This is a genomic window from Streptomyces sp. NPDC054841 (assembly GCF_053611045.1).
In genome coordinates this window covers 1-17,243 of the sequence record NZ_JBSGZO010000037.1, presented here as the reverse complement: position 1 = coordinate 17,243, position 17,243 = coordinate 1, and the positions used below count along the sequence as shown (strand labels likewise).

Annotated in this window: 19 protein-coding genes and 1 pseudogene; 12 read left to right on the top strand and 8 right to left on the bottom strand. The window is 68.4% G+C overall.

Annotated features, from left to right (window positions below):
• The first annotated feature begins 78 nt into the window (after positions 1-78).
• The gene (locus ACWGI8_RS08305) at positions 79-1,125 is read left to right on the top strand and encodes a DUF6817 domain-containing protein (RefSeq protein ID WP_453659322.1); all 1,047 of its coding nucleotides are present in this window, start codon (positions 79-81) and stop codon (positions 1,123-1,125) included.
• A 9-nt stretch (positions 1,126-1,134) separates the two neighbouring features.
• On the opposite strand, the pseudogene trxA reads toward ACWGI8_RS08305, so the two are convergent.
• From trxA to ACWGI8_RS08285, 4 genes and pseudogenes are all read right to left on the bottom strand, one after another.
• Positions 1,135-1,466 (bottom strand): annotated as a pseudogene (gene trxA, locus ACWGI8_RS08300) (thioredoxin).
• A complete protein-coding gene (locus ACWGI8_RS08295) occupies positions 1,463-1,876 on the bottom strand; it encodes a MerR family transcriptional regulator (protein ID WP_453659321.1) in 414 nt (137 codons plus the stop codon). The pseudogene trxA and the gene ACWGI8_RS08295 overlap by 4 nt, the downstream one beginning before the upstream one ends.
• Positions 1,877-2,027: 151 nt before the next feature.
• Positions 2,028-2,906, bottom strand: a complete 879-nt coding sequence (locus tag ACWGI8_RS08290) for an NAD(P)-dependent oxidoreductase (RefSeq protein ID WP_453659320.1) — start codon at positions 2,904-2,906, stop codon at positions 2,028-2,030.
• Positions 2,907-2,988: 82 nt separating this feature from the next.
• Positions 2,989-3,510, bottom strand: coding sequence for an Lrp/AsnC family transcriptional regulator (locus ACWGI8_RS08285; protein WP_453659319.1), 522 nt, complete (start codon positions 3,508-3,510; stop codon positions 2,989-2,991).
• Between the two features lie 102 nt (positions 3,511-3,612).
• On the opposite strand from ACWGI8_RS08285, the gene ACWGI8_RS08280 reads away from it, so the two are divergent.
• The 9 genes from ACWGI8_RS08280 (at position 3,613) to ACWGI8_RS08240 (ending at position 12,313) form a co-directional block, all read left to right on the top strand.
• On the top strand, positions 3,613-4,527 hold the full coding sequence (locus ACWGI8_RS08280) for an NAD-dependent epimerase/dehydratase family protein (protein ID WP_453659332.1): 915 nt from the start codon (positions 3,613-3,615) through the stop codon (positions 4,525-4,527).
• Positions 4,524-5,414 (top strand): aldo/keto reductase, encoded by an 891-nt coding sequence (locus ACWGI8_RS08275; RefSeq protein ID WP_453659318.1) that lies wholly within the window; start codon positions 4,524-4,526, stop codon positions 5,412-5,414. The genes ACWGI8_RS08280 and ACWGI8_RS08275 overlap by 4 nt, the downstream gene beginning before the upstream one ends.
• A gap of 252 nt (positions 5,415-5,666) precedes the next feature.
• On the top strand, positions 5,667-5,864 hold the full coding sequence (locus ACWGI8_RS08270; protein ID WP_453659317.1) for a hypothetical protein: 198 nt from the start codon (positions 5,667-5,669) through the stop codon (positions 5,862-5,864).
• A gap of 167 nt (positions 5,865-6,031) precedes the next feature.
• Positions 6,032-6,997 carry a D-alanine--D-alanine ligase family protein gene (locus ACWGI8_RS08265; protein WP_453659316.1) on the top strand — a complete coding sequence of 322 codons (966 nt, stop codon included), beginning with the start codon at positions 6,032-6,034 and terminating at the stop codon, positions 6,995-6,997.
• Positions 6,998-7,023: 26 nt separating this feature from the next.
• Positions 7,024-7,653, top strand: a complete 630-nt coding sequence (locus tag ACWGI8_RS08260) for a C39 family peptidase (protein ID WP_453659315.1) — start codon at positions 7,024-7,026, stop codon at positions 7,651-7,653.
• Positions 7,650-9,041 carry a UDP-N-acetylmuramoyl-tripeptide--D-alanyl-D-alanine ligase gene (locus ACWGI8_RS08255; RefSeq protein WP_453659314.1) on the top strand — a complete coding sequence of 464 codons (1,392 nt, stop codon included), beginning with the start codon at positions 7,650-7,652 and terminating at the stop codon, positions 9,039-9,041. Before ACWGI8_RS08260 ends, ACWGI8_RS08255 begins: the two co-directional genes overlap by 4 nt.
• A gap of 281 nt (positions 9,042-9,322) precedes the next feature.
• Complete coding sequence (locus tag ACWGI8_RS08250) at positions 9,323-10,804, top strand: glycoside hydrolase family 16 protein (RefSeq protein WP_453659313.1); 1,482 nt, start codon at positions 9,323-9,325, stop codon at positions 10,802-10,804.
• 13 nt (positions 10,805-10,817) lie between these two features.
• The gene (locus ACWGI8_RS08245) at positions 10,818-11,759 is read left to right on the top strand and encodes a DUF1996 domain-containing protein (RefSeq protein ID WP_453659312.1); all 942 of its coding nucleotides are present in this window, start codon (positions 10,818-10,820) and stop codon (positions 11,757-11,759) included.
• A gap of 176 nt (positions 11,760-11,935) precedes the next feature.
• Positions 11,936-12,313 carry a DUF4357 domain-containing protein gene (locus ACWGI8_RS08240; RefSeq protein WP_453659311.1) on the top strand — a complete coding sequence of 126 codons (378 nt, stop codon included), beginning with the start codon at positions 11,936-11,938 and terminating at the stop codon, positions 12,311-12,313.
• 601 nt (positions 12,314-12,914) lie between these two features.
• Here the strand turns inward: ACWGI8_RS08240 and ACWGI8_RS08235 are convergent.
• Complete coding sequence (locus tag ACWGI8_RS08235) at positions 12,915-13,283, bottom strand: hypothetical protein (RefSeq protein ID WP_453659310.1); 369 nt, start codon at positions 13,281-13,283, stop codon at positions 12,915-12,917.
• A gap of 86 nt (positions 13,284-13,369) precedes the next feature.
• On the bottom strand, positions 13,370-13,702 hold the full coding sequence (locus ACWGI8_RS08230) for a hypothetical protein (RefSeq protein WP_453659309.1): 333 nt from the start codon (positions 13,700-13,702) through the stop codon (positions 13,370-13,372).
• A gap of 343 nt (positions 13,703-14,045) precedes the next feature.
• Between ACWGI8_RS08230 and ACWGI8_RS08225 the strand changes: the two genes are divergently transcribed.
• Entirely contained in the window at positions 14,046-15,158 is a 1,113-nt protein-coding gene (locus ACWGI8_RS08225) for an ABC-three component system protein (protein WP_453659308.1), read from the top strand.
• A 55-nt stretch (positions 15,159-15,213) separates the two neighbouring features.
• Here ACWGI8_RS08225 and ACWGI8_RS08220 read toward each other — a convergent pair whose 3' ends face one another.
• Positions 15,214-15,534, bottom strand: a complete 321-nt coding sequence (locus tag ACWGI8_RS08220; protein WP_453659307.1) for a GYD domain-containing protein — start codon at positions 15,532-15,534, stop codon at positions 15,214-15,216.
• Between the two features lie 99 nt (positions 15,535-15,633).
• A complete protein-coding gene (locus ACWGI8_RS08215) occupies positions 15,634-16,596 on the bottom strand; it encodes a GlxA family transcriptional regulator (protein WP_453659306.1) in 963 nt (320 codons plus the stop codon).
• A gap of 72 nt (positions 16,597-16,668) precedes the next feature.
• Here ACWGI8_RS08215 and ACWGI8_RS08210 point away from each other — a divergent pair, with 72 nt between their 5' ends.
• Positions 16,669-17,202: a PaaI family thioesterase gene (locus ACWGI8_RS08210; protein ID WP_453659305.1), complete on the top strand. Its 534-nt coding sequence runs from the start codon at positions 16,669-16,671 to the stop codon at positions 17,200-17,202.
• Positions 17,203-17,243 lie beyond the last annotated feature (41 nt).

Below are 17,243 nucleotides of genomic sequence, written 5' to 3'. Positions count from 1 at the left end.
ATGGCCTGCTCCCGCCTTGTCGATCACCACTGCCTCAGGCATCGTGGCAGCCGGCACCGACAGCGATGGGGGTCCTTCATGACACAGGCGGCCGACGGCCGGGCGGCCAGGGCGCTGAACCTGCTCCGGGCCTGCGGTGCCGGGGAGATGGAGCATCCCGGCGGGACGCTCCTCGCCCATCTGGAGCGGGTGCGGGAACGGCTGGCCGCCTGGGGCGCGCGGGACGAGCTGCAGCTCGCGGGACTGTGCCATGCGTTCTACGGCACGGACGGGTTCGGCGCGTCGCTGCTGCCGCTGGAGCGGCGCGGGGAACTGGCAGCGGCCCTCGGGGCGGAGGCCGAGCAACTCGTGTACTTCTACGCGAGCTGCGACCGGGACGCGTCCTATGCGACGTTGACCTCGGACGACGCGGCGTTCCGGGACAGGTTCACGGGCCGGACGTTCACGCCGGAGGCGGGGCGCCGGCGGGATTTCGCGGAGCTGACGGCTGCCAATGAGCTCGACCTCGCGGTGGTGAACGAGGACTTCCGGACCGAATGGGGCGGGCGGCTCCTCATGCTCTTCGCCCGGTTCGCGCCGCTGCTGAGTGATGCGGCGCGGAAGGATCTGCGTACCGGACTCGATCCGGGCAGCGAGGCGCGTGCCGCCTTCATCCGGACCTTGGAGCGGGGCGAGGCCCGGCGCGCAGTGGTATCGGCCACCGAGAGTTCCGGCGTGTTCGTGGAACTGGGCGGCGGGAACGACGGCTTCATCAACTGCGCCGAACTGACCTGGTCGTCCGAGTACTTCGCCCACACGTCCGAGCTCGTGAGCGTCGGCCAGGAGATCACTGCCACCGTGCTCGACGTCGACTGGACACGCGTACAGGTCCAGCTGTCCCTCAAGGACCTGGAGCCGGACCCGCTGCGGGAGTTCACCCGCACGCAGCTGGGCCGGATCGTGCCCGGGGTGGTCATCACGAAGCGCGCGCCGATCGGGACCTTCGTCCGTGTACTGGACGGGGCGGTGGGTCTCGTCCCCGTCGCCGACCTCGCGGGACGCGAGCCGCTGGTCGGCGACGAGGTGAGCGTCGAAGTCGTGGGCGTGAACGTCAGCAGCCGCCGGATCACGCTCGCCCTGCGCTGACCACGACGGTCAGATCACGTCCTCGAGCTCCATCAGAAGCTTCCGCTTCGGCCGCGCCCCCACCATCGACTTCACCGGCTCGCCACCGCGGAACACCATCAGCGTCGGATCGACAGCACCCCGTACCGCACCGTGACCTCGGGGTTCGTGTCCACGTCGAGCTGGACGACCTTGACGCGGTCCGACTCCTCCGCGGCGACCGCGCCGAGGACCGGGGCGAGCTGATGGCACGGGCCGCACCACTGGGCCGTGAACTCGACCAGGACCGGGCGGTCCGCGCCCAGGACCTCCGTGTCGAAGTCCGCGTCCGTCACCGTCGCGACGCCTTCTGCCTGGATCATCCGTCAACCTCCGCATTCACGCTGCCGTATTCACATTGCGGTTCCGGGCCGCCCGGCAGCTCCGCCTCGGCCCGCAACAGCTGCGCGCCGACCTGCGAGCGCACCGTCCGAAGCTGGTCGATGAGCTCGTCCAGCTCGGCGAGCTTGCGCCGGTAGACGGCGAGCGAGGCGGGGCAGGCGTCCCCGGCCGGGTGACCGGCACGCAGGCACTCCACGAAGGGCCGGGTCTCCTCCAGTTCGAACCCGAAGTCCTGCAGGGTCCTGATCTGCTGGAGCAGCCGCAGATCGTGCTCGTCGTACGTGCGGTAGCCGTTCACCGCGCGCCGTGCGGGCAGCAGCCCCCGGGACTCGTAGTAACGCAGAGTGCGGGTGGTCGTCCCGGCCCGCTCCGCCAGCTCGCCGATTCGCATGCGTAGGACCGTAAGCCTTGACGTCGGGGTCAAGGAAAGCGATCGGGACAGGCCGCGGACCACCGGCGTCACCCTTGCCCGCGGCAGCCGCCCGAAGAGAGCGACGTGCCGGGACGCGCCCGCCCGGGACAGGCCCGCCCGGTGGGCGGCGTCAGGGCGCGGACCGCACGGCCTCCACCGTGCTCGCCCAGTCGTCCGCCCCATGCCCCTTCGCGATCGCCCGGTCCGCGACGGCCTTGATGGATTCCAGGTGGGAGGCGTCGAGACCGCGGGTGCGGGCCGCGTGCAGGATGTGGTCGACGCCCGCGGCCATCATGCCGAGGTTGGCCTGGGCACCCGGGTAGGTACCGGCGTCGATGTTCGCCGCCGTGTACTCCGCGATGGGCGGCAGGATCTGGACGATCGTGCTCAGATACGGGGTGATGTCCGCGGCCTTGACCCCGTCGGCCGTGGCCAGCGCGTACGCGTGCACGAGGCCCGACATGCTGCCGTAGAAGAAGTCCAGCAGGGAGAGGTCGTAGAGCGCGGCGAGTCCGGGGTCCGTGCCGACGAAGACGGTCTTGCCGCCGAGGGCCTTCAGGACGGACTCGTACCGGTCGAACACGTCCCGGGAGCCGGAGTGGAAGAGCAGCGCGTCGGGCGTGCCGATCACGGGAGTGGGCACCATCACCGAGCCGTCCAGATACGCGATGGACCGCTCCGCCGCCCAGGCCGCGGTCTCCCGTGAGCGCTCGGGCGTGTCGGAGGTGAGATTGACCAGGACCCGGCCCTGCAGCGCCTCGGCCAGCGGGTCCAGGATCGCCTGTGCGGCGTCGTAGTCGACCACACAGACCACGGTCAACTCGCTCGCCCGTACGGCATCTTCGGCGGTGGCGGCGCGTACGGCGCCGCGCGCGACGAGTTCGTCGCACTTGCCGGGGGAACGGTTCCAGACGGTGGTGGGGTGGCCTGCGGCCAGGAAGGCTCCGGCGAGGGCCTGGCCCATCGCGCCGAGGCCGATGACAGTGACGGATGCGTTTTCGGTAGGCATGAGGATCATGCTTCTTCGCCGCATACCGCCCCACAAGTACCGACTTGGAAGTCAGATACTCACCTGGAGGTGAACATCCAGGTCAACCGTCCGTCGGCAGCAGCGGCTTCCGCTCCACGGGCGAGGAGAGCACGATCGACGTCGTCGTGCGGCCGAGTGCGGACGTCTGCTCCAGGATGCTTTCCAGGTGCACGGTGTCCGTCGCGGCGACCTTGAGGATCCAGCAGTCCTCGCCGACGACATGGTGGACCTCCACGACCTCCGGCCGGGCGAAGAGCTCCTGCGAGCGCGGGTGCTTGAGGTTGTAGCCGCCGTGCGGGTCGACCCGGATGAAGGCCTGGATGCCGTAGCCGAGCCGGGCGGGGGAGACATGTGCGCCGTATCCGGTGATCGCACCGCAGGCCTCCAGCCGGCGGACGCGCTCGGTGACGGCGGCCGGGCTCAGCCGTACCTGCCGGCCGAGCTCGCTCAGTCTGATTCGGCCGTCGCCCTGAACGATCTCCAGAATGTGCCGGTCGACCCGGTCGAAGACGACCGCCGAGGTTTCCTCGGTGGCGGCGCGCAGCTGCCGTGGTTCTTTCGGCGCGGAGGCCGCAACTCCCATGTCTCCCCCTTCAGGACGTGGCCCGCCAACGTAACACTGGTGTTCCTGGCAACAACCGCCCAACAGGGGCCGGCAAGGGGAGAGATCGACGTGGGGGTCGGAATGCGGGACGTGTGCGTGATCGGCGGCAACCGGTATTTCGGGAAGCGGCTGATCGAGCGGCTGCTGAACGCGGGGACGCGCGTCACCGTCATCAATCGCGGCTCGTCCGCGCCGCCGGCCGGAGCCGTTCATCTCGTCGCCGACCGCGATGACGAGGCGGCCCTGACGGCGGCGCTCGGCTCGCGTACGTTCGATGTGGTGATCGACCAGGTCTGCTACACCCCGCGCCAGGCGGACATCGCCCGCCGGGTCTTCGCCGGCCGCACCCGCCGCTATGTGATGACCTCGACGGTCGAGGTGTACGAGTACGAGGACTCCGCGGAGCTGGTCCCCGAGGGCGCCGTCGAACCGCGCACCGTGGCGGTCGACCTCGCGCTTCCCTGGGACGACGAGGATTTCCGGGAGGAGCACTACGGCGAGGGCAAGCGCCAGGCCGAGGCGGTGTTCGCGCGCGAGCCCGCGTTCCCGTATGTCGCGGTGCGCGTCGCCCATGTGCTGGGCGGGGAAGACGACTTCACCGGCCGTCTCGACCACTACGCCGAGCGGATCCGGGCGGGCGAGCCGATCGCGGTGCCCGTCGTGAATCATTCCGCGACCTATGTGTACGTCGAGGAGATCGCCGCATTCCTGGAATGGGTGGCCGGCGCGGAATTCACCGGCCCGGTGAACGCGGCGGCGCACGGGCGGCTCACCACGGCCGACATCTGCGCGGCGGTGGCCGGGATCACCGGTGGCACGGCGGAATTCCGTGCGGTCGAGTCCGGTGAGGTCTCCCCGTTCTCGTTCGCCCGCTCGTACGGCATGGACAATTCCCGCGCCGAGCGGCTCGGTTTCCGGTTCGGCCGCAGTCAGGAGTGGCTCGGGCGCGCTGTCGCCGAGACCGTCGGCCCGCTCGCCGCGGAGGTGCGGCGATGACGGACGTGCGGTCGATCGGCGGGATCGAGGTCGGCGCCGTCGGGCTGGGCGCGATGCCGCTCTCCATCGAGGGGCACCCCGACGAGGCGCGGGCCGTCGCCACGGTCCATGCCGCGCTCGACTCGGGCGTGACACTGATCGACACGGCCGACTCGTACCATCCGCCGGGCGGCACGCCCGGCGTCGGTGAGCTGCTGGTCGCGCGCGCCCTTGCCGCGTACGGCGGCGACACGGGGAAGGTCCTCGTCGCGACCAAGGGCGGGCGCGGGCGCACCGCCGACGGCGACTGGTCGGTCAACGGCGATCCGCGCCATCTCAAGCGTGCCGCGCAGGCGTCCGCCAGGCGGCTCGGCGTCGAGGCGATCGGGCTCTATCAGCTGCACAAGCCGGATCCGGCCGTTCCGTACGCCGAATCGCTCGGCGCGATCCGCGAGCTGCTCGACGAGGGCACGATCCGGCTGGCGGGGATCTCCAACGTCGACACGGCGCAGATCGGGCAGGCGCGGGAGATCCTGGGCGACCGGCTGGTGTCGGTGCAGAACCGCTACTCGCCCGCCGTGCGCGACAGCGAGGCGGAGCTGCGGCTCTGCGCCGAGCTGGGCCTGGCCTTCCTGCCGTGGAGCCCGCTCGGCGGGATCTCGCGCAGCTCGCTGGACGGGGCGTCGGGGCAGACGGAGGACCCGGCGTTCGCGGGCTTCCACCAGGTGGCGCGGGAGCGCGGGGTGAGCCCCCAGCGGGTGGCGCTCGCCTGGCTGCTGGCGCACTCGCCCGCGATGATCCCGATTCCCGGGGCCAGTAGACCGGAGACGGCAAGAGACTCGGCCGCGGCCGCCGCGCTCGAACTGACCGAGCGGGAGATGGGGCTGATCGACAGGGGCCGCGACTGAGCAGACGTGTACGTACGGCATTGCGGTGCGACGACAGCGGTGGCCGATCGAATTTCCCTCACGCGGGATGCACCGCGCCAAGACCCACAAGCGCGTCGGTGAACGCGTCTCGAGCGCGCTTCACCACCAGGTCGTGTCTTTGCATTCAGCCAGGCCGAGCCGATCCCGGGGCGTACGGCCCGGAGTACATGCGCGGGAAGTGGCTGGAAGGCTGAGAACGCCGCAGTGCTGGCCGCGCCGGATGCCCCCGTCATGTCCCACCACTGCGAACAGGCCGTCGCGACCCGGGCCTGGCTCTTCTGCGGCCTACTGACGCTCCTGCTGGGCATCGCCCGCCACTATGCGCGCCGGGCCAGAGCACATCCCATGGCGCCGCTCGCCGCGCGGGACGAAGCACAGTTCGCGTCCCTCGCCCTCGAGCGTGCCCGCAACCGTATGGCTGGCCCATAGACCGCCGCTCGGCGTTCCGGAGTACGGGTCCGGTTCGTCGAGCGGTGCACACAAGGCATCCCGGAGCGGGGTAAGCGGCCCGCTGGCCTTGGACAGCGAAGTGCGGGCATGGCACCCGCGCCGGGACGCCCTCGACTGGAAAACACCCCAATCCTGAGGGAGCGTACATGCCCGAAACCCGAGACCACTCCGGCTTGCGCATCGGCGTTCTGTTCGGCGGCGACTCGCCCGAGCGCCCCGGTTCGGTCGCCTCCGCCGAGGCGGCCTGCAAGGCCCTGACCGTCCAGGGACTCAACGCGCGGCTCATCGACCTGACCGGCCTGGACCTCACTGGCCTGAAGGGCCGGATCGACGTGGCCCTGCTCGCTTCGCACAGCCTGGGCGGCGAGGACGGCAAGATCCAAGGCGCGCTCGACACCCTCGGTATCCCCTACACCGGGTCGGGCGTGAAGGCCTCCGCCGTCGGCATGCACAAGCCCACCTTCAAAACAGCGGTGCGTGCCGCGGTGATCGATACCCCGCAGTGGCTGGAGATCCACCCCACCCACCCCACGGCCACCACGGTCACCTCCGTCACCATGTCGCTCGGCTTCCCGGTCTTCCTCAAGCCCGCCTCTGGCGGCGGCAGCCTGGAAGCCGGCATCGCCCGCAACGAGACCGAGCTCGCGGCGCTCCTGGAGAAGAACCGGGAGCAGCCCTACACCGAGTACCTGGTCGAGGAGTTCATTCCGGGCACTCCCTCCACCGTCGGCGTCCTGGAGATCGGCGGCGAGCTGACGACCCTGCCGATCCACACCGTGGAGACGGACCGGGAGTTCTACGACTACGAGGCCAAGCACGATCTCTCGCTTCGTCGTGAGACCTGCCCGGCCGAGCTACCAGACCTGATCGCCACGCAGATGAGGAGCATTGCCCTGCGGGTCCACCGGCTCGTCGGCGGGCACGGCGTTTCCCGCGTGGACTTTCTGGTCTCCCCGAGCGGCCGCACGCCCGTCCTGGAAATCAACACCGTGCCCGGCCTGTCCGAGCTCGGGAACCTCGCCACGATGGCCCGAGCGGCTGACATCTCGTACGAGGAGCTGATCGTGCACGTGTTGGACACAGCGTTCACGAAGCCCGCGTACATGCCGTAGCAGACTGTGGGGCCATGACTGGCTCCATGACCATGCACCCTGTCCCGTACTACTCGCAGTGGGAGTCCGCCGACCTGGTACCCGAATTCATCACGGGCGCCAGGTCCGCGGCCGACGACCCGCTCTGGCAGAAGTCCGGGGCCGACAGCCGCGAGGAGTACGCGTTCTGGGCGCCGCGGATGTGCGGCATGGCCTGCCTGCGGATGGCCCTGGACTTCTGGGGCCACCCGGTACCGCCGTCGGTGCCCCTCCTGCGCGAAGCCCTCGCCGCGTGCGCATACGTGCGCACTGGGGAGACCACGGTGAAGGGACTGATCTACGCCCCCTTCGCCGACTGGGTCACCCGCCGCTGGGGCCTGCACGCCGAGCCGCGGCCCGAGCTGGCGGCCGAGGAAATCGACGCCCAGGTCGCGCGGGGGAATCTCCTGCTGCTGTCCGTACACAAGACCATCCGCACCCTTGATCCGGCACCGGCCGGACGCGGCGGGCACCTGGTGCTCGCCGTCGGATCCGGCCCCCGCGGGGTCGTGCTGCACAACCCGTCCGGCCTGCCCGGCCGGTCCCAGGAATTCCATACCGTGCCCTGGACGGACCTCGACCGGTTCTACGCCGGCCGCGGAGTTGTCCTGGGTACCACCGCGCAAGGAGCCCCATGATCCCCCTGACCCTCGCCTGCATCGCCCAGGTCACCCAGGGCCGACTGCACAACATCCCTGACGCAAACGCCCTGGTCACCTCGCCGATCTCGTTCGACTCCCGCGACATCGCGCCCGGCGGACTGTTCACGTGCCTAAAAGGCCGCAGCCTCGACGGACACGACTTCGCCGGCCAGGCCGTCACCGACGGCGCCATTGCCGTTCTCGCCGACCGGCGGGTTGACGCACCCGCGATCATCGTTCCCGACGTGCTCGACGCGATGGGTCAGATCGCCCACACCGTTGCCGAGGAATACACCGGCACGGTCATCGCGCTCACCGGATCAGCGGGCAAGACCTCCACCAAGGACATCCTGGAAAACGTCCTCGCACTCGACGGGCCGACTGTCGCCAACGCGCGGTCGTTCAACAACGAGATCGGCTTCCCCGTCACCGTCTCCCGAGTGGAGCCGACCAGCCGTTACCTGCTGCTGGAGATGGGCGCCCGCGGCATGGGCCACATCGCGTCTCTTTGCCAGATGGTCCGCCCCCGCATCGCCACCGTCCTTGGCATCGGCTCCGCGCATGTGGGCGAGTTCGGCAGCAAGCAGGCCATCGCCGATGCCAAGGCCGAGATCGTCCACACCCTGCCCGAGCATGGCGTCGCTGTCCTCAACGCCGACGATCCGCTGGTCGCCCCGATGGCCCGCGCGACCATGGCCCGGGTCATCACCTTTGGCACCACCAGCACCTGCGAGGTGCAGGCAAGCGACATCAGCATCAGTCCCGACGGCCACCCCACGTTCGTTCTCCGGCACGCCGGCCGGGAAGGGAAGGTGGCGCTCGGTCACATCTACGGCCGCCACAACGTCACCAATGCCCTTGCCGCAGCAGCTACCGCCGTCGCCGCCGGCGTTCCCTTCGACCGCATTGTGCAGGGGCTCGAAACCGCCGAACTGTCCTCCGGAGGACGGATGCAGGTCAGCGTGCGTGCCCATGACGGCGTCACCATCATCAATGACGCCTTCAACGCCAGCCCGGAATCCGTCCTCGCTGCCCTGGAAGCCCTCGCCGACATCGCTGGAGCCGAACGCCGTCGCATCGCCGTCCTCGGCGAGATGGCCGAACTCGGCGACGACGCACTCCACTGGCACGACAAGGTCGCACGCAAGGTCATCATCACCGGAGTCCATCGCACCATCGGCGTGGGCGGACGCCACGCCCAGCACATGATCACCACGATCCGCAACAGTGGCCTGGACGCCGTCAGCGCCGACCCGGGCACCGGCCTTGCCGGACACGTCAACGCCCAGCTCCAGCCTGGGGACGTGGTCCTCGTCAAAGGAGCGAACGCGCTCGGCCTGGAAGCCGTCGCCCATGAACTCACCGCCACGACACCCCCAGCCTGATACAGATAGCGCCCGAGGGGATGGGGATCTCGGGAGCAGCGGCATGACGCTGCCGTGCGACTGGGGTGTCAGAGGACACGGCTGGGCTCGAACGTATGGAATCGGCGCGTGCAGTCTCGGCCGTAGCTACAACCAGGACCTTCCTGCTTTCACCGCCAACTACTTTGCGGCTTCGGGAAGTTAAGGGAGCGAAGTCATTGACGGCTGCCCTGGCTCCATCTACAAAACTCTTTGAGAGCGCTCTCAAGCCCCCCTCGGCACCACCTCACCGGAGGTGTTCCTTGAGCACGAGCCGCATCCGACGCACCCCCCTGTCCACCCCCCGGTCCACTCCCCTGTTCACCGCACTCCTCGCCATGGCCGTCGCCCTCACCGGCTTCCTCGCCGTCAGCGGCGCGGGGACGGCGCGCGGGGCCGTACCGCCCGCGCCCGGCTGGAATCTGCAGTGGAGCGACGACTTCACCGGACCGGACCGGTCGCTGCCGTCGTCCACCAACTGGCAGACGGACACCGGCCACGGCTATCCCGGCGGCCCCGGCAACTGGGGCACCGGCGAGATCCAGAACTACACGTCCAGCCCCGACAACCTCAGCCTGGACGGCAACGGCAATCTCCGTATCACTCCGCTGCGGGACGGCGCCGGCAACTGGACCTCCGCCCGGATCGAGACCCGCCGGGCCGACTTCAAGGCCCCTGCGGGCGGCACCCTGCGCATCGAGGGCCGGATCCAGATGCCGAACGTGACCGGTGACGCCGCCCTGGGCTACTGGCCCGCCTTCTGGGCGCTCGGCGCGCCGTACCGGGGCAACTACTGGAACTGGCCCGGTATCGGCGAGTTCGACATCATGGAGAACGTCAACGGCATCAACTCGGTCTGGGGCGTGCTCCACTGCGGAGTGAACCCGGGCGGCCCCTGCAACGAGACGACGGGCATCGGCGCCAGCCGTACCTGCCCCGGGGCGAGCTGCCAGTCCGCGTTCCACACGTACCGCTTCGAGTGGGACCGCTCCGTCTCCCCCAACGAGCTGCGCTGGTACGTGGACGACCAGCTCTTCCACAGCGTGAACCAGAGCCGGGTCGACGCCGGCACCTGGGCCGACATGACGGACCACGCGGGATACTTCATCCTTCTCAACGTCGCGATCGGCGGCGCCTTCCCCGACGCGCTGGCCGGGAAGACCCCGACCGCCGCGACCGTCCCGGGCCGCCCGATGCTCGTCGACTACGTCGCCGTGTGGACGCGAGGCGGTGGCGGTACGACCCCGCCGGACCCGACCGACCCGCCGCCCTCCGGCTCCTCGCAGCTGTATCTGCGTACGGGCGGTGGCGCGGGTGACGCGACGGCATCGGCCTCCACGGTCACGCTCGCCTCTGCCGGTGGCACCAACCACGACGGCACCCCGAGCAATCCGCAGGTGTTCACCTCGGGCCCGATCACCCGGACGTACAACGGCGGCTCGACGCAGTTCGATCTGTTCGTGGACGCCGGGACGACCGTCGCCAACGGCCAGCAGGTGAGGGTGAGTTACGACCGTACGGGCGACGGGACCTGGGACCGCACGGAGACCTACCACTACTTCGCCACCGACCCCGTGCCCGGCTATGAGCACTACACGCAGGCGAGAGGTCTGCAGTCGGCCACCGGGGCGCACGGAAACCTGACCAACGGCAAGGTGCGGGTCGAGGTGTGGAGCGCGATCGGCAACGGCAGCAGCACGCTCGGCACCGGCAACCAGTCCGTCGTCCGCATCCCCTTCGGATGACGGGGAGTTCTCCATGAAGCCTCTGTTGTCCCGGGTGATCGCGGGCGCGGCCGCGGTGCTGTTCCTGGCCACGGCGGGGTGTGCGACGGACCGCGAGGGCCACCCGGGTCATGCCGCGCACCCGGGGCACGCGTACACCTACAGCAAGGCCCAGCAGGCGGCGATCGTGGCGCAGGCGGCGGCCCCGCTGCGCGGGAGCGAGTTCCGCGCGGACTGCTTCTCCAGCCACCGCCGGGGCGACGACCCGATCGTCTTCCCCGGCCAGGCGGGGCGCTCCCACATCCATGAGTTCTACGGCAACAGAACGGCGAACGCCTCCTCGACCCTTGAGTCGCTGAGCGCCGGCACCACCAACTGCACGCCGCAGACCGATCTTTCCTCCTACTGGACACCCACGCTCTACCAGCACGGAGTGCCCGTGGCCCCGGAGCGGGTCACCGTCTACTACCAGGGCATCACCGACCACACCCGCGCAGTCGCCCACCCGCGCGGACTGCGCTACGTGGTCGGCAACGCGCTGGCCACCTCCCCCGACCAGAATCCGGCCGCGCGCTGGTCCTGTGTCGGCAGGCCCGAGTCCGGCCGGGACTTCATGAACTGCCCGCCCGGCACCAGGCTGGAGAACTATCTGGACTTCCCGACCTGCTGGGACGGGAAGAACCTGGACAGCACCAACCACCGTGACCACATGGCGTACGCGGCCGGGCAGACCTGCCCGGCGAGCCATCCCGTGGTCGTACCTCGCCTGGAGCTGCTGATCACCTGGCCGGTGACCGGCGGCGGACTCACCCTGGCCGGTACCCGCGGTGGCGTGAACGTGACGGACGCACCGGGCTACACCTTCCACGGCGACTTCTTCAACGCCTGGGACCAGGCGGAGCTGGAGCGCCGGGTACGGAACTGCGTCGTCGCGGGCTACATCTGCGGGACGGACGGCAATCCGATCCAGCAGTGAGTCACCGACTACGAGGTGAAAGAAACGGCCGGCGCCCGCCCCGGCAAGGGCGGGCTCCGGCGATCCGACAACTCCGGTGCGCAGCGAACTGGACACCAAGAGTCACGTTCCCCTAACGTCTCATCAGGGAATCAGAGAATCTTCCTGGGGGGATCGTGCCGAGCCACACCATCACTGTGGACGACGACGTCTTCGCGTGCCTGCAACGCGAAGCCGAGCCGTTCGTCGACGACCCGAACAGCGTCCTGCGCAGGCTTCTCAACCTGGATGGTTGCAACAGTCACCCCAAACGGCGTCAGAAGCCTTCCCTGGCACGGCTGCTTGCAGCAGGTCTGCTGGTACCGGATCAGCCTCTGAAGTGGCATCGAAGGAACCTCGGCGACGATCACCTCGCTTTCGTCCATCACGATGGACGGATCCGGCTGAAGGACGGCAGGATCTGCGCCTCGCCTTCGGGAGCCTGCGCAGCAGTTGCGGGTGTCTCCATCAACGGCTGGGACGTGTGGTACACGGACGACGGGCAGTCCCTCGCCACCTTGCGGGCACAGGCCTGACACGGCGCTGAAGCCGCTCAGGGCTCAGGACGTAGCGTGTCCCCTGTCCGATTTGCAGGACAGGGGACACGCAAACTTTCACCCAGGTCAGTTAGACGTGAATCTTGCCAGGCCCCCAAGCAGGTTTCCCGACGGAAAGAGCGTCAGCGAATGGAGCACGCCTGAATCTCCGTCATACCTAAGGGTGGCAAGGGTCGAGGACGGTGATTCTGCTTGTACCGAAACCTCGTACGCGCTGCCGGTGGTGGCGATGTCGTCAAGATCAAATCGGACGGCACCTTGCTCAGTCGCTGTCACGTGCACATTTACTACACCTCGGCAGTAATCGCGCACGCCTGGTGCAGGTGGGCGCAGACCTGCAATGAGCTGAGGGACTGCACGCTTCGCTCCAAAGAGTTCCAGGTGATCAAATTGCCCCTCAAAACCAAGGCGAAGAAGACCTGCCAGTCCAGACTCGTCATCGAATTCCAGCGCTGTGCCTCGAGAGCTGGACGACGATTCCGTGAAGGAAAGTAGCGCCACGTCAACTTCCGGATCGTAACGAACATGGCAGTCTACTCGGCTTGTCATACGAATTCCCCTTGGGTTCGGAACGCGAGCGTCAGCGTCGCCAGGCCGTCACGCAGTAGCCGTTATTGTTGAGTACAACGACTATCTTAGACCCAGTGTACTTCCAAGTCTTCCTGATCCTGTCGTACCTGGCAGAGGAATACTTCGCAGCCACTACATCCTGAGCCTCGGGACCCGTGATGCTGTCTTTGGCCATCTCCTCGGAGCAGTGCAGGCTGTAGCCGGAGATAAACCGCGGCGCTGAAGCGTTCACTACAGCCTCAGTCGTCGGGGACGAGCCACTCTGAGAATCGGCCGCGGCGTAGGAGGAGCCTCCGACGGCCAGCGCTGCTGCCAGAGCGAGCCCGACTGAAACGCCGACCTTGAGCGCCTTGTTGCGAAGATTGGTGAGTTCAGCCATTACCCTGGTTGGCCTTTCTGTGTTCCTGTACACGCGACGTCAATCCGGCTCGTGCCAATAGGTGGAAACCCATGACACCCGTTATCTCAGTACTCGTACAGGTAAACGTCAGCCAGGGCCCCCGGAGCCTTCCACTTGAAGGTCTTCTTCGTCATCCACCCGTCGCACGTCTGGCTGCGCTTCGTCGAACCGTCGGCGAAGTCTGCCCGCACACCGACACAGTCTCCGTCGGGCTCATCGTCCTGGTACCAACCGGATACCGTGATCTGGCCGCCGCTGCAGTCCAGGGTCCAGTGCGCCGTAGCGCCGTCAGTCTCCGCGGTCTTCGAATCACCGCACTTGCCGAGCGTGCCGAGCGTGCCCGCATTGGCGGTGCCCGCCAGCGTTCCCAGTGTCATCGTCCCCACAGCGACACTCACGATTGCACCGGTGGAAACCTTGCGCAGTAAAGTACGCACTCTTTCACTCCTTGGTCGTCGCACAAATAGATTTATGCGATACGGGGCGACAGAGAATTGACACACGCCAGGTCGGCTAAGAAACGCAAGCCCCCCGGCTCCCCCTGCCGACGCCTCCCCCTTGGCGGCGTCATAAATAAAACCTAACCCACTCCAAGATCGAAGTCACAGGAAATTGTCAGCCACTTGGGCTCGTCATCCGGTCAGCAGGGCGGGTTCCGGGCTGGGCCTCGACTGGCAGCTGGCCGCCGAGTTCCGTGAACTTGCCGCCCGCGAGGCAACTCGGCGACAACTCAAGAAGGCTGTGGACGACCCTGTGTGGGGCCGGATCGTCGGCAGCGTTGCCGACCTGCGCGGCCAGATCGCACTGGCGGAGAACGAGGTGAGCCGGCTCAAGGAGGAGATCGCCTCGTTTCGCGTAGTACCGGCCTATGAAGACCTGAAGAACCAGGCGGACGCCATCAATCGGCGAATCCGGGCCATCCCCAACGAGGACGTCGCCGACCGAAGGAATCTGGAAGATCTCCAGCGTTCGGTGGTCGAGGCTTCAGACACTGACATGACGTATCTGGACCGGACATACCGAGAACTCGGCATCACGCTTGGCAACCAGGTAAGGCGACGCTTCGACGAAGTCCAGGCATTCCACACGTCCATCGTGCGGAACCGGCGGCGGTACCTCCTGGAGGAGATGAACGCCATCCAGCAGCGGCTCGAGGAGCGGGGACGCGAGCGCGAACGTCTGGGCGAGGAGCTGGCGTCCGTTCTGAAGTCTCTGGAGGAGGGCGGCGCGCTGGAAGCCCTGACCGCGCTGCAACAGGCTCTCGCCCAGAAGCAGGCATCCGTCGATGCTCTCAAGCACCGGTACGAGGCCGCCCAGGCGTTGGAGAGCAGTGCGCGTCAGATCAAAGCGAAGCGCGCCGAACTGCAGGAAGCGATGGACACCGACCTCAACGAGCGCCAAGAGCAGACACGAGAGGCCATCCTGCTGTTTGCCGAGTACGCCCGACGGCTGTATGGACCGGAGCATTCCGCCTGGCTCGCCATCGAATCAGGTACGAACAGCTTGAAGATCACGCCGTTCATCGATCGTGGCGACAGTCGGGGCATCGGCAACATGGTGATCTTCTGCTTCGATCTGACCGTGGCCGTGATCGCCCATCGCCACGGTCGCGGGCCCGACTTCCTGATCCACGACAGCCATCTGTTCGACGGTGTCGACGACCGGCAGATCGCCGCGGCACTCTCGCTCGCAGCGGAAGTTGCCGAGGACGAAGGACTGCAGTACATCGCGACGCTCAACTCCGACGACCTTGCCAAAGCGGTCCACCGGGGCTTCCGCCCTGAGGGCCGGCTCATCGAGCCACGACTGACAGATGCGAACGATGATGGGGGTCTCTTCGGCTTCCGCTTCTGACTCGGCTGCCACGAAAGAGCGCGGCGGGGGACCGTCGATCTCGGCGCCCTCGCCGTCAGGCGCCCGGGGGCCGGAAGTCGACCTTCTTCTGTGTGGCCGCGTCGATGTCCTCGGGGCTGAGCAGCACGATCGCCTTGGACTCGACGGTTCCGGTGGCGCGGGCCGCCAGGGCGCTGGCGGCCATCGACACGTGGTCGGGCATGTCGACGACGCAGTACAGGTCGGCTTCTCCGAAGGCGTAGTACATCCATTCGAGCGTGCCGCCGCACGACTTGACCTCGTTCTCCACAGCGGCCCTGCGGCGCGTTCCCCCTTCTGCGAGCAGGCCCTTGGTGCCCTCTGCGGTGTAGCTGGCCTGGACCAGGTATTTCGGCATGTGTGCCTCCCGTATCCCGATGCGCCGCCGGGTGCGGCCACGGTTTCACCTTTGGGCACGGCACGCGATACGGCCATCCGGAGACCGCCGCTCGTGGTCTCAGCCGCGTGCCCGGAGGGTGGTCGCCGTCGTGCCCGCGCGCGTACGGAGGAGGAGGCGCAGGGTGCCGGGGTTCTCGTAGCCGACACGGCGTGCGATGACCGGGAGCGGAAGTGAGGTGGTCCGCAGCAGATGGCTCGCCTGCTCGACGCGCAGGTCCTGGACGAAGCGGACCGGGGTCGTACCGAGGGTCCGGGAGACGGCCCGCTGCAGGGTGCGCTCGCTGATGCCGAGCGCACGGGCGGCCTCGGAGACGACGAGCGGCTCGTGCAGGTGCTCGCGGGCCCAGCATTCGAAGGCCGAGACGGTCGGGTCGCTCTGGGCGAGCGCGGCGGGAATGGTGTACGCGGCCTGGGAGGGACGGTCGTCGACGACGAGATAGCGGGAGAGGAGATCGGCGAGGGCGGGACTGGCCGAACGGACCACGCAGAGGGCGAGGTCGAGATGCGAGAAGGCCGCGCCTGCGGTGGTGATACCGCCGGACACCGTGACCATGGAGGTCTCGTCCAGGTCGACGGCGGGATAGCGGGCGCGGAAGACCGGCGACAGCCACCAGCTGGTCGTCGCCCGCCGTCCGTCGAGCACGCCGGACTCGGCGAGCAGGAAGGTGCCCGTGCAGGCGGACGCGATCGGAGTGTCCGTGGACCGGACGTCGGCGAGGAGGCCGCGGGCGGGGCGCGTCGCGTTTCCGGAGACGTACGAGATCAGGGCCTCGGGGCGGCGCTCGGTGACCGCCGGCACGATCAGCAGGTCACAGGCTCCGACGGCGTCGACGGGCTCGGTGGGCACGGTGTGGCCGACGCCCGTGGCCACCCGGCGGCGGAATCCGACCGTGTGGATGTCCCACTCCGGCGGGGGCTGGGGCAGCTCGCCGCGCATGGCGTTGGCGGAGTGGAGCACGTCGAGGATCGCGGAGAGTCCGGAGCCGAAGACTCCGTCGAGCGCGAGAACGGCCACCTTCATGTCGGAAACCGTATCAAGCGCGTCGGATACGACACTCGCCCCACAGTCGGCGGCCGGGCTTCGATTCTCCGTATGAGCATGGACATCAGCAGCGAAGAGACCCTCCCGGACACCCGGTCCCGTACGCACACCTGGGGCGCACCCGTGCGGCCCACCGCAGACGTACTGAAGATGACCGGACGCGAGATCCTCCAGGCCGGGATCGACGGCCGCTTCCCCTCGGCGCCGATCATGAGCACGCTCGGGTTCCGCTTCGTCGAGGTCGGGGACGGGCGAGCGGTCTTCGAGACCGAGCACGGCGAGCACCTCTACAACCCGATGGGCAGTGTGCACGGCGGCTATCTCGCGGCGGTGATGGACGCGGCGCTCGGTTCCGCGGTGATGAGCCGGCTGCCCGCGGGCTCCACGTACACGACGACGCAGCTCAATCTGAACCTCATCCGCCCGGTCTTCGCCGGCACTCCGCCGCTTCGGGTGACGGGCACGGCCCTGCATGTGGGGCGTACGACGGCGACTGCGGAGGCGCGGGTGGTGGGGGTCGAGGACGGCAAGCTGTACGCGCACGGGACGACGACGTGCGCGGTGTTCTCGTTCCCGGTGGGCTGATCCCGGTGGGCTGGCACGCGTGCGGGCCCCGGCTCGGAGCC